Source organism: Alteromonas nitratireducens (assembly GCF_040812025.1).
In the GTDB taxonomy this organism is placed as follows: domain Bacteria; phylum Pseudomonadota; class Gammaproteobacteria; order Enterobacterales; family Alteromonadaceae; genus Alteromonas; species Alteromonas nitratireducens.
Genome location: NZ_JBFNPK010000001.1, coordinates 80,083 through 93,207, shown reverse-complemented (window position 1 = coordinate 93,207; position 13,125 = coordinate 80,083). Strand labels below are relative to the sequence as shown.

The following is a 13,125-nucleotide window of genomic DNA, read 5'->3' as shown; positions in this document are numbered from 1 at the left end:
CGGAGCACATTTGCATGAGCAATACCCTGGTTAAACAACATATCGCCGTCGCCCAGAACGCCTCGGGCCGTAACCTGAATGTGCCGGTTTACCGCATCCGCGGTGACAGACCGGGCCCCAAAGTGTATATCCAAAGTTCCATTCATGGCGCCGAAGTCCAGGGTAACGTGGTGATTTATCATCTTATTCAGCGTTTGCTCAATCTGCCACTGACCGGTGAAATCACGCTGGTACCCAACTGCAATCCGGTGGGTACCAATATCAAAGCCGGTGAGTATACGCTGGGCCGGTTTGATCCGGTAAACGGCACAAACTGGAACCGTGGCTATTACTACGATGCAGACCGGGTAAACGACTTTGCCGGAACGGTTACAGCTGACGAAGACACTGCCAGTATCAAACGACGTTTTCGTCGTTACTGGCGCGACGCCCTGAATGAAAAACTGAACAACCCATGGGGGCTGGGACTGGCACAACAACTCAACCTGACCCTGCAGCAAATGGCAATCGATGCAGACATCGTGCTGGACCTGCATAACGGACCGGTTTCAACCCGCCACATCTATGTTCCGGAATATGCCCGTGATGCGGCCACCCTGTTCAATATTCCGCACTGTATTTTCATCCCCAACACATTTGCCGGTGCACTGGATGAAGCCACATTTTGTCCGTGGTGGACTTTAAGCGACGCGCTGAAGGCGCAGACCGGCACATCACATAACTTTGCGGTAGAGGCATTTACCCTGGAAATGGGCAGCCAGGAAGTGATCGACTTTGCTGAGGGTGATATTGATGCGCGCAGTATTCTTAGCTATCTGGGTCAGCGGGGCATCATCCGGGACTGCCCGTTTACCCCGTCAGCTATGACCCGCGTAGGCGTCCTGCTGCGTGATTATAAGACCCTGTTCACCGACTTTGGCGGCATGGTCGAATACCTGGTGAAGCCTGGTGAGGCGGTACCGGCAGGCACACCGCTGGCAAACATTCTGAATATTGACGAACTGGATAACGACCGTGGTCACCGTCAGCTACTGGCGCCATGTGATCTTATTCCGATCCTGCACTTTCCGTCAGCCTCGGTGCTAAGCGGGACTCAGCTGTACAAAGTGTTTACCAATTACCACACCCTGGACTGACCGGCCTGAATGCACAGGCCGGACGACGGGAAAGGGCTGCGGCCTGACTCAGATTGGTGAGCCCGGTGGCAGCGGCATGACCTTAAAGCTACCGGGCCAGTTACCGGTTTCAAGGTATGTAGTGAGCCAGCCGTGCAACACCTGCGATACCGGGGTTTCCTGATCCTCAAGATACGCCGACAATGCCGCCAGCTCAGCGTTAATCGCGACTCTCACTTCAGCGCCCAGTGCAGGCTTCGACGCAGCCTCAACCAGTTTGGTCAGCACCACCAGCTGCAGACGCTGATCCAGTGGCTGTGCACTGTCATTGTCAAACCAGTGCTGTTTGAGCAGCGCATGGGTTAACTGAGCGACGCTGGCGAGATCGCTACGCATCGCGCTTTGATAATTCAGCCGGTTAAGACGCTCTGGCATCAGCAGCAAATCAAGCGCGTGCCCTGCCGCCGCCTCTGCCATGGTCAGCGGATCAAGCATCCGGCTCATGCGCGAGGCAAAATGCTCACGGGTAATATCATCGCCAAAGGCGGTGGGCGGGATCAGTGTTTTCAGCGCATCGGGCAGCGATAAGAAGTCAGCAGACGTTGCTTTCATCAGTTGTGACATCGCCCGTTGCTGCACGCTCGCCGCCACAAACGACTGGCCTCTCGGCGACGCATAATCACCTTTTTGCTCATACTCATACTGCACACCACCGACCTGTTTCGCGACAGCTTCCAGTTGGTAGCGATGCAGCAGGTAAACCGGAACCAGTGTGTCCTCAAGCGACGATAACGTTGCGCCCTCTGGCAACGTGGACAGACCCAGGCGATCGAGTGCAAAACGACGCAGTGCCGTCAGGGCGTCAAACTCATCGAGAGGATCGCTGCCGTTATCCCACATATGGCCATTAGCCGACGCATGGTGCGCCGAACGGGTGTCCGCGTCCGTTTTGAACGGCAGACCGGCCTTTCTTGCGCGGGTGATAAGGCTGTCCAGCCCCTGCTGTTCATCAACACTGGCAAACTGCTGATAGCCATAGGCGATGGCATGCTTGTCCCACTCGCCCATGCCGGTATCGTAGGCATCCTCCAGCATGACGCGGCCTTCGGCCAGACGCAGCTGTGGGTGGGGATAATCCATCACCGACGAGCGGCCTTTTTCACTGGCGGCAAAGTTATGCGCCAGCCCCAGTGTGTGCCCCACCTCATGTGCAGACAGCTGACGAATACGCGCAAGCGCCAGTTGCTGTTGTGCATTGGTGTTGCTGTTACCGTCAGCAAACGGGCTGGTCAGTCCCAGCGCTATCAGGTAATCCTGTCTGACGCGCAGCGAGCCCAGCGTAACGTGTCCTTTAATGATTTCACCGGTGCGGGGATCGACGACCGATGACCCATATGACCAGCCTCGGGTGGCGCGGTGTACCCACTGGATGACGTTGTAGCGTACATCCATCGGGTCGGCGCCATCAGGCAGCACTTTTACCTGAAATGCGTTTTTATAGCCAATCGCCTCAAAGGCTTCATTCCACCAGCTTGCGCCATCCTTCAGGGCACTCATAACCGGCTCAGGGATGCCGGGATCAAGATAGTATACAATCGGTTCAACTGCCTCACTACGCGGCGCCAGTGGGTTCTTTTTCTGCAGACGGTGACGCAGGATATAGCGTTTTTCGGTAGGTTCACTGATTGGCGTCGCGTAATCGAAGTAGCGGAATTTCCAGTAGCCGGAATAAGGGTCAAATACCCGCATCTGATAGCCCGGCTCAGGCAGGGCAACAAAAGAATGATGCAGATGCACAGACAGAGCGAGTGGCTCGGGGGCAACCTGACGCACAAACTCGCCGGGTTTACTGCCGCTGAAGGTCACCATCGCTTCAAGTTCCGTGTTGCGCTCAAAGGCTTTTGAGCGGGCCAGATAAACACCACTGCGGCTGGTGTCTACGCTGTAACTGCCCTGCTCCTGTGCCGACAGACGTGTACCAATGCCATGGATATCACTGAGTAAAAACGGGGTATAGTTGATCAGCACGTGACCGTCACTTTGCGCCACGATCTCAAAGCCCGCTATCACAGAGTCGGCGAACGCCTCAGCAATGCTTTGCTTCTCTTTGCTGTTGTCGGTATCTGCGCGATACAGGGTATTGAGCTGTCTGAGCATGACCTTGTTGCCGAAACGCTCAAACTTTACCAGTCGGGTTTCTCCCAGTTGCCCGCGATCCAGGCCGATATCATTAGAGCCCACACCGTATGGCAGGCTGCTCTGGAAAATCATTTCCTGGCCAACATTGCTGATATCCAGATAGACACTGTCGGTCTGGCTGTCATAGTAAAACGTGACAAAGCCGTCCCGCTTTTCCATACCCGCGGTAAAATCATCCAGTGAGGGCACTGCGGCCCAGACGGCGGATGACATCAGTGAAAGCAGTATGATGAGATGTCGCATTATTGTTTTCCTACGGTTGTACACCGGTCGCCCCGGCACAGTATGTTGACCACTTTGGTTACGCTACCCAATTCGCCAGTCTAAGAAAAGCATTTGCGTCAGGTTGATCTGCGTCAACGTTGAATTGCACCTGACTGATATCCTTTACACCATTGATGACTGATTATCCACCGAGGACAACCGGGTGACGCCGTCGGACTTTGTTTTTACAGACTACTTGCAAGCCAGCGATGCCATGTCTGCACCGGCAGGTTCTGAACATGCCGCGCCGGTCTACTTTCTTAACATCAGACATGCCGTTAATGCGGCGACATCCGAGCGGCCCGTTTTCGGCTGCCACCTGACCGTCAACAGTGAGCTACCGGTCAATCAGGCCCTGTTAGTCGGCCCCGACGATACTCTCGGCTGGCTCGATCACAACCGCCTCGACCATCTGCGTGTCAGTACCTGTGACAAGTCGGGCAAACAGCCTGTGGAACACTTCTTTTGTGCTGATGACGGCCGCCTGCGCAGCCGTTTTCCCATGCACATCTACCTGTTGAGTAATACCAGCGATACCATGAAATCGGATGGCTGGCTGTTATTTTCACCGGTCGTCAGCGCTTCTGCCTCGCCGTTACGTCTGGCGGTCAGCAATTAAGCGCTGTGCAGTCGCTGCCTGAGACCTGAAAACCGGCTGTCGCGCCGGGTCATCATGGCCTCTAGCGTGTCGTTGTCAGACAGGATAAGGCACCCCGATTTTGCCCGCGTCAGCCCGGTATACAGCAACCCCCGATGATAAAGGCTTTGGATCTGCTGACTCTGCGACGGTGGTATCACCATCACAACCTGACTGAACTCAGAACCCTGGGACTTGTGTATCGTCATGGCGAAGGCACTCTCAACAGCGGGCAACCGCGACAGGTTCATCGCCCTTATGCTGCCATCTGCGCGCTCAAACCAGGCTTTTAAACTGCCTGAAGCGTCAGGCCAGACAATGCCGATATCCCCATTAAACAGCTGCTGCGCATAATTATTTTGCGTCACCATCAGCATGCGTCCCCTGAAGAACGCACTATCCGGCGCCTTCACAGCGTCACGCACCACCTGCTCCATCAGACTGTTGAGTGCCTGTGCACCAAACGGTCCTTTTCGCACCGGTGTTAACCAGCGGCACGCCCGCGTAGCCTCTATCGCCTCCTGCACAGAGCGGGCTTCAAGCAAGGCTGACAGTGTCTGTCTGATCAGTGACGTCAGAGCGGTTGCTGCCGCCGGTAGCGGACACAGACTGACATCAGACGACAATGCCTCCGGCAGTTCAGCGTGCGTGTTAGCCTCGTGCTCAAACGCGCTGACATCGCCTGAACGAATTGCTGCAGCAGCACGTGCCAGTGCCCCACCGAAACGCTGGCTCCGGGACAAGGTATGCACCCACCCTGGCGCATCGTCATCCACCGCTAATAAGGGTAAGTGCGGGCACAATGCTGCAATATGCTCACGCATAACCCGCGGCACGCCGCGCCCGCTGGCTATGGCGTTTTCATCCGGGGGCGTGATCAGTGCCTCCAGGACATTACCGGATTCCACCGCGGGCAACTGATCGGCGTCCCCGACCAGAAACAGCCTGGCCTGCGCGGGCAGTGCCCGCACTACCCGCGCCATCAGACCAATATCCACCATTGAGGCCTCATCCACTATCAGCACATCAAGGTCAAGCGGGTTGTCAGCATGGAAACGGGTATCAATGCCATACTGACTGACACCCAGCAAACGATGCAGCGTAACTGCCTGTTCTGGCAGCGTCGTTAACAGCTGCTCATCGACCTTGCCCCGCAGTGCGTCACGCGCGCTGCCAACTGACTCACTTAAACGCTGCGCAGCCTTTCCGGTAGGTGCGGCCAGCACAATGTTGAGCGGGTGATCGCTCATGGCCTGCAATGCCAGCAACAGCCGTGTCACCGTGTAGGTTTTGCCTGTGCCCGGTCCGCCGTTGATCACACTGAATGGCTGTAGCAGTGAGGCCGCAACCGCAACCTGCTGCCAGTCCTGTTCGCTCTGAGGCTGGCAGTCAAACATTTGTTGCCATACTGCGTGACAGCGTGCCAGTGCGTCAGGCTCCGGCGTAACGTAATGACGCCGTGCGGTAATCGCACCGATCACTTCCTGCTCAAACGCATAATAACGACGCGTGTACAACAGGGCATCATCAAGAATCAGCCCTGTGGCGACCACGTCGTGGTTTAGTGCATCCCGGGCAAGCGTAAGCAGCCGATCACTATCTGGCAGGGTAAATCCACTGTCTGCTACGTCGGCCTGCCTGAACCAGGTTTTATCTGCCACCTCGTTCAGCGACAGGCAGGTATGTCCCTGGCGCAGTTGCCAGGACAGCAGGATCAGCAGTTGCTGCCATACCTGCGCGTCAGCGTCTGATAACGTGGGAACAGCGAATGTGCGGGAAAAATAATAATCAATCGCTTCGCTGCCCGGCAGCCGGGTGAGTGCATGGTCGAGTGTCATCATAGTGCGGCTTCCTCAGCCTGACCAAACAAGCTGTCCAGCGCAGTCAGTTCATCGGGTGACAACGCTGTATAAAACACGCCCTGCCCTGGAGCATGGTCTGGATGCATTCCCCGCAAATAGAGATAATACACGCCGCCGAAATGCAGTTGCGGATCATAGTCTGGCATGCTGGTACGCAGGTAGCGATGAAGCGCCAGACTGTAAATGAGGTACTGCAGATCGTACAGGTGGTGCTGGTTATTCAGGCACAATGCCGCTGGCGCGTAATCATCTGCCTGGTTGCCAAGCCAGGTTGACTTGTAATCACACACGTAATAACGCCCGTTATGTTCAAAAATCAAATCAATAAAGCCATGCATCATGCCTTCAAGCTGATGACGCCCTGGCAGCGTGACCGGCAATGGCGCAGTCAGCGACGACAGGTTATCGCGGTGACGCTGAAGCTGTGCCGACAGCGCTGACATATCAAGATTGTCCATCGGAAAGTAAAACTCAGCCTCGCGCAGCGTAGCCGGCAGGTCAAGACTGGCCATGGTCAGCACGGCATCACCATCAAGTGGTGTCGCCAGCACCTCATCCAGCCAGGCAAACAGTGCCTCACTGCCGGCCTCGTCCAGACCGAACCGTTTCGCCATCTGGCGGCTGTCATCGGTCCATTCACGGTGACTAAAATCTTTATGTTCCAGCAGATCGTGCAACAGGTTGCCCGCCCGGGCGCCTTTCTCAAAGCTATAACGAAATGCTGACTGACTTAAGGGCACCGGCGTATCCGCTACTAACGTGGCAGACTGAAATTCCTGGTCACGCACCGTCTGGCGGCTGTGGGTTTGCTGCCTGGCAAGCGCCGAAAACGAATACAGTCGCCAGCGGTCATCCACGCAGCCTGTAAACTCTGCTGCCGACAAAGCGGGTACTGTGTGGGGTGAAATTCGCCCGGCTACCGGCGCCTGATGATCTTCAGACAAGAGCAGGCAGGTATGCCCGTCGCGATGTTCACTCACCGAACGTAATGCGTCGCAGAGCACGGGGAATGTCTCGCCGCGTACACCTGCCGCCTGCGCCAGCGCACTTTCCTCGGTCTTATCGAACGGCGCTATTCCCAGATAGCAGCGATGTGCTGCACGGGTCACCGCCACATAGAGTAATCGCACAGCCTCTGCCTCACCTTCGGCTTTGACACGTGAAATGGCACGCTGGGTTTTACCAAGCTGCAGCACCAGCGACTGTGCTTCCTCATCATAAAACTGGAACTGACGTGCCGTACGATTGCCCTGCCGGCTTGGGTCGCGGTACGCGTTAGCAAACGGTACAAAGACAATGGGATACTCCAGGCCCTTGGATCCATGCTGGGTCACAATCTGGATGAGCTTTTGATCACTCTCCAGGCGCTGCACCGTTTCATCCAGATTCTGCGGACGCGTCATCTGCCGGTGCAGCCATAACAGCAGCTGATCGGCACGCGCATGCTGGGTTGCCTCACGTTCCAGCACTTCTGCCAGGTGCAGATAGTTTGTGACGTCACGCTCAGGCGACCGGGCCTGCGGCTGGTAATGATGCTGCAGTAAATACAGAATGACACTCATACAGCCCCGCTGCTGCCACATCATTCGCAGCATGCCAAGTAGCTCCAGCAACGTATCCCATAATGCGTCATCATCGTGATGAAGCAGATTAATCACCTGCTGATGACTGAAACCGAGCAGCGGGCTGCTAAGGCACGCTGTCACCCGGCTGTGCACATTGAGATGCCAGATGGCATCCAGTACGCGATAAAGATCTTTGGTTTGCGCGGCATTAAACAGACTTTGTTTGTCACTTAAAAATACCGCGGCCAGACCGACATCACTGAGCGCATCGCGGATCACTGACGCCTCGCTGCTGCTTCTGACCAAAATGGCAATATCTGAAGGTGCGACAGCGCGCTCACCCAGTCTGGCCTCGCTCAGTAACCGATGTATTTCCTGACCAATCCAGCGACTGATTTCGCTCTGCTGTTGCGATTTGGTCCGCGCCTCCTCATCGTCAAACGCAATGTAGGTCAGCGCCGCACGTGAGGATGTCGGATCGGTAAGCGGGGTCGCTGTAGCTTTTGCCTTCTCAGTGGCCCTGACCGGTAAATAGCGTATGCCGAAGCCAAAAACATCGCCTGCCTGCTCATCAAGCCCGGCACCGTAAAAAAGGCGATTGTACGCATCGACCATGGGTTTGACCGAACGCCAGTTGGTATCCATAAACCAGCGGTAATCGGCTTCTTGTCCGGCTTTCAGATAAGTAAAGATATCGCCGCCGCGAAACCCGTAAATAGCCTGTTTCGGATCGCCAATCATCATCAGCACCTGATCGTCCGACCCGCGCGGATAAACCGCATCAGCAATGGCATACTGATTCGCATCGGTATCCTGAAACTCATCAATCAGGGCAGCCGGAAATCGCATTCTCAGGCTTTCTGCCAGTGGTGACGACGGACTACGGGTCGACTCGGCCAGCCGGCTAATCAAATCATCAAACTCAATCAGATTATCACGCAGCTTGTGCGTGGTGACATGCTCACGGATAAACCGGAATGCATCGGCAATCAGTGCAAATACGGGCGCATCCGACACCCCTTCCTGCTCAAGCGATTCAATGTCTTTTACGCTGTCCGTGACGCTGTTTATCAGGGCTTTCAGCGGCGCAAAGATGGCTTTTATCGTGTCATTACCACGGTAGCGGTTACCGTTAATGAACCGTTTTATCTCTGGCGGCGGGATGACTGGCTCGGCCTGCATGACCCACGCCATCAGCACATCCCATTCCTCGCGGCGCACCGCTTCATCTTTCTTGTCGTCGACCAGTGTAGCTATGATGTCAGCGCTGCTGTCACAAAGCCCCTGATATACCGATGTGAATGTCGCTTTGAGGCTGTTCGCAAGCGTTTTATAGTGTTCCTGGGCATCCTGCTGCACCTGTTGCTCAGTTACCACCTGCGGCACCAGATTCTGTCTGATGGCGGCACCAAATTCATCAAGCAAGGTATCCGGGTTGTGCCAGCCATACCCGGCCAGTCGCAGATACCCGTCCGGGTCGCTCACTGCGATACGCCGGATCCAGTCCTGCGCCGCCTGTTCGTAAAGTTCAGAGGCATCGGTCACCAGAGTAAGCTGCATGGCGGTGCCGGACTCAAACGACAGCAGGCCAAGGACATGCTGACAAAAGCCATGGATGGTGAACACCGCCGCCTCATCCATTTCAAGCTGGGCGGCTTTCAGGCACGCCAGCGCCTCGTGCGGTTCAAGACGCTGATACAAACTGTCATAGACCGGATCGGCAGCCTGCGCATCGGCCTCCCCGGCAAGCGCGGCTTCCCAGTAAACGATCGCACTTTGCAGGGTTTCTGCCAGGCGGCCGCGGATTTCTTCTGTGGCTGCCTTGGTAAAGGTCATCACCAGAATTTCCTGCACACTGAGATGCTTTTCCAGCAACAAACGAAGATACAGCCGGGTAATATTAAAGGTTTTACCGGTTCCCGCACTGGCTTCAATCAGGTGCCGTCCACGCAGCGGCAGCGTTGTTACATCAAGATGCCTGGCCTGAGTCATTGCTTTTTATCCTTTACTGCATTTGCCATTGCGCCGTACACGCTGCAAAGTGGTGGCAGCGGAAGTACCTCAACCGTCACCCCGGATGGATAAAACCAGTTCAGGTAGGTATCTTCAGCAGGTGCACCGCGCTGCGGTGAAGAGGTCGTCAGCCAGTGATCCAGTTCATGATTGAGGCGCGTTGTCAGTGCCGGTTCGGTCATATCGCTGCAGTCAGACAGCGTCTTTTGCAGCCTGACCATCAGATCGGCAAACGCAGGAACCGGCTGCTTCTGGAACAACAGCATCAGCGATTCTATCTCAAGCAGTAACGTATTGGCCCGTTCGCGAGGAAGTGCGGCCCAGCTTGCACACCGCACCTGATGTTCGCCTTTTTCCCAGCGCAGGTAGTAGCAGTGAAGCGGTGCGGTATATCCGGCCGCATTAAGGCATAACTGCGTGAAAAACTGATTAAGCTTACGCGTGACATTTTGTGACGCGACATGGTGCAGGGTAAATGCATCCGCGCCTTCATACGCCGATGCATCAATTCGTATATGCTGCCCTTCCCAGTGAATCTGAGTTGGCATGGTATCGTGCAGCCCGCGTTTGCTGACCAGTTCACCCGCCGCGCCCTGCCACTGACTCAGCAGCGCCATTGTCAGTGGGGTATCCGGCAGATCTCCCTGCATGATCACCTGTTCCCGGAACTGTGACAGCGTCTGTTCATCCTGCCCCGGCGCCGTCATCGCATCGAGCACGTGATAACGCGTCAGCGCAGATTCAGCAAACGGCTCCGCGTTATCGAGCGGATGCTCCTGTTCTTCAAGATAAACTCCGAGGATCCGGTTGGCATAATGCTTCAGCGGGTGGGTAAACCAGCGGGCCACCGCCTCACTGGTAAATTGCAGTTCAACCTTGTGGTCTGTCTTTGGAACCTCATTGGAAAGGCCGTCATCGCGCTGATGCTTTTCAATGCGCTCAGCCAGCCTGAGCCAGCCTTTTTCGTAACTTGGCAATGCGCCACTGAAGGCCGACGCACTGAAGGGATGCAGCGGCAGTGTCGTGATAAGCTTCGCTTCATCAATGCCATATCCACTGACCAGCGTCTGAATAAACTCACGCAGCACCAAACTGGGCTGACGCGGCGAATTATCTCTGTCGCTGCTTCCCTGATAGCTAAGATACAGTGCTTCTCTGGCCGAAATAATGGCTTCCAGAAACAGGTAGCGGTCTTCAAGACGACGTGAACGGTCGCCCTGTCTGCGCGCATCCCGGGCCATCAGGTCAACACTGGCCGGGACCGACTGACGCGGAAACTCGCCGTCATTCAAACCAAGAATACACACTTTCTTAAACGGAATGCTGCGCATGGGCAACATCGAGCAGAATGTTACCTGTCCGGTCATGAAATGGTTACCTGCATCCGGTGACGAGAAGCGCCGCAACAGTACGTCTCTGACCTGCCCGAGCGTAAGCGTACTGGCATAGCCGGCTTCGTTGCAGTGCTCTTCAATCATCGCGGTTGCTTTGCTGATACTATCCCAGACGTCCGCCTGCTCATCATCCGGCGCAAAACACGCATCACGTAAGGCGTTTAATGTCGCATGCCACTGCGTTGCGGTGCGCGGCTGTGCCAGTTGCTGCGCCTGATTTTGCAGCGTATCGACAATCCGCATCAGCTTTCCAAGCACCACGGCCTGCTGCCCTTCCACATGCGGAACAGTCAGCAGATCATCGGTCATTACCGGCTGGTCTTCACAGGCCATACCGGTAATCAGTCGCCTGAGTCCCCACCACCAGCTATACGTTGCCGACTGCGACGAGCCAGTCAGGGAAGATTTATGTTCGGCGTCCAGTCCCCAGTGAACATGGGCTTCCTGTAACCAGAAGGTCATCAGCTCGACATCGTCCTGGTTGAGTGAAAAGCGCTTTTGCATCGCATCCAGACGCAGATAGTCAATAATATCCGCAACGCCAAACCGGCTGTCAGGCAGCGACAGCAGTGCAATAAAGGCGGCGACCAGCGGCTCTGCATCCAGTGGCGCACGGTCGGCAATCGAACAGGGAATACGTGGCGGGTCGTCATTTTGCACAGGGGGCGTGCCTACGCGGTAAAATACTGCATCAATGAGCGGCGCATAACGCTCTATGGCCGGACACATCACAACGATATCAGAGGGCCGGCGACGAGCATCCTCATCCAGCCAGGCGAGCAGATGATCGTGCAGCGCCTGAACTTCCCTTAAGCCATTATGTGCACTAATGATTTGCACGCTCTTATCGGCAATGTGGGCAGCATGACCGAGTGGCCGCGCGGCATGAAAAATGTCGGTCTGAATAGCGGCCAGCAGTGAATCCGGTGTCTGCTCGCTTGCCGGTGGCGGCACATCAAAAGCGCTCACCTCAAAGCTGTCGAGCGCGGTCAGCAGGTTAAACAGGTCGCGCCCCTGTTTACCCAGATTCCCAAGAAACGGGTTGCCCTGGTCTTCCTGCATCCAGCGCGCAATACCTTCTTTGCGCAGCAGCCTTGCCTGCTCTTTATCGCCTTTTGCTTCTCCCCAGTAGTTCACGCTGGGGTTGAGATGAAAAATATGAATATCAGTGTGCTCGGATAATGCATCAAAGAAGCTGACCAGCTGTGGCGCCATGGTATTGATGGCGAACACAATAATGCGAGATGGCAGCGCGTTAACCCCTTTCCCCTCGCGCAGTGCAGCAAGCGCACGCTGGTGCAGTAATGCGGGATGCAGCGGCTGGGTGCGGGTCAGCTCTCGCCATAATGCAGCCTGCCAGCGAGCCATATCACTGTCACCACCGGCGGCCTCGCCCCGTTCCCACGCCATCAGCCATTCTGGCCGGTACAGCAGATATTGCTCGAATACGTCAGCCAGCGCACCGGCCAGTTGAAGGCGCTGTACTGCCTGGGCATTTTCTCCTTCACGGGACTGCCAGTATCGCCTGACAGCGTCTGTTGCTCCGTCGGCAGTGAAGGTGTCTGACTGCAGCAGCGCATCGATACGCCATATCAAAACCTCACGGCGGTAGGGGGACTGGGTTGGAACCATGTCATCGCCCAACACCTGTCGCGCCGTATCCCACATAAATCGAACCGGAAGCGGAAAGTTCAGATTCATCGCAATGCCGCGACGGGAGGCAAGCGCCATATTCAGCCAGTGTTGCATACCGGGACTTTCGACCAGGATCGTTTCTGGCTGAAACACCTGCCCCGGCTGCTGGGTCAGTAGTGTCGACAGCAGGAAGCTCAGGTGTTCTAGGCGGTTAGAAGGATACAGTGCAAGCACAGACAGGAGATCCTTTTACTAATCAATGCTTCAGGCATGGTAAGGGATCTCTGCGTGCGCATCCAGACGAAGTTGATAAGAAAAACGGGATAGAGAAGAAAAAAACCCATACAGACCTCAGGACACGAAAAATCTGTATGGGCAAGGTTACGGGCAGTGAAACAGCAACGGGTACCTGGCGTTGCCTGGCACCGGATAACCGTTAGC

6 protein-coding genes are annotated in these 13,125 nt (G+C 55.8%); 2 read left to right on the top strand and 4 right to left on the bottom strand.

What is annotated here, in order from left to right; translation table 11 throughout:
* The first annotated feature begins 14 nt into the window (after positions 1–14).
* Positions 15–1,136, top strand: coding sequence for a succinylglutamate desuccinylase/aspartoacylase family protein (locus AB1N33_RS00415; RefSeq protein ID WP_411269549.1), 1,122 nt, complete (start codon positions 15–17; stop codon positions 1,134–1,136).
* 48 nt (positions 1,137–1,184) lie between these two features.
* Here the strand turns inward: AB1N33_RS00415 and AB1N33_RS00410 are convergent, their stop codons facing one another.
* Complete coding sequence (locus AB1N33_RS00410) at positions 1,185–3,557, bottom strand: zinc-dependent metalloprotease (protein WP_411269548.1); 2,373 nt, start codon at positions 3,555–3,557, stop codon at positions 1,185–1,187.
* Between the two features lie 184 nt (positions 3,558–3,741).
* Here AB1N33_RS00410 and AB1N33_RS00405 point away from each other — a divergent pair, with 184 nt between their 5' ends.
* On the top strand, positions 3,742–4,197 hold the full coding sequence (locus AB1N33_RS00405; protein WP_411269547.1) for a hypothetical protein: 456 nt from the start codon (positions 3,742–3,744) through the stop codon (positions 4,195–4,197).
* On the opposite strand, the gene recD is transcribed toward AB1N33_RS00405, so the two are convergent.
* The 3 genes from recD to recC are packed head-to-tail and all read right to left on the bottom strand — an operon-like array spanning position 4,194 to position 12,918.
* Positions 4,194–6,056: an exodeoxyribonuclease V subunit alpha gene (recD, locus tag AB1N33_RS00400; protein ID WP_411269546.1), complete on the bottom strand. Its 1,863-nt coding sequence runs from the start codon at positions 6,054–6,056 to the stop codon at positions 4,194–4,196. The two genes, AB1N33_RS00405 and recD, sit on opposite strands and share 4 nt — an antisense overlap.
* Positions 6,053–9,634, bottom strand: a complete 3,582-nt coding sequence (gene recB / locus AB1N33_RS00395; RefSeq protein ID WP_411269545.1) for an exodeoxyribonuclease V subunit beta — start codon at positions 9,632–9,634, stop codon at positions 6,053–6,055. The genes recD and recB overlap by 4 nt, the downstream gene beginning before the upstream one ends.
* Positions 9,631–12,918, bottom strand: coding sequence for an exodeoxyribonuclease V subunit gamma (gene recC / locus AB1N33_RS00390; protein WP_411269544.1), 3,288 nt, complete (start codon positions 12,916–12,918; stop codon positions 9,631–9,633). Before recC ends, recB begins: the two co-directional genes overlap by 4 nt.
* Positions 12,919–13,125 lie beyond the last annotated feature (207 nt).

What these genes read in the sequence shown, in the direction of transcription:
- AB1N33_RS00415 (WP_411269549.1), top strand. Translation starts at nt 15, where the DNA reads ATGAGCAATACCCTGGTTAAACAACATATCGCCGTCGCCCAGAACGCC.
- AB1N33_RS00410 (WP_411269548.1), bottom strand. Translation starts at nt 3,557, where the DNA reads ATGCGACATCTCATCATACTGCTTTCACTGATGTCATCCGCCGTCTGG.
- recD (WP_411269546.1), bottom strand. Translation starts at nt 6,056, where the DNA reads ATGATGACACTCGACCATGCACTCACCCGGCTGCCGGGCAGCGAAGCG.
- recB (WP_411269545.1), bottom strand. Translation starts at nt 9,634, where the DNA reads ATGACTCAGGCCAGGCATCTTGATGTAACAACGCTGCCGCTGCGTGGA.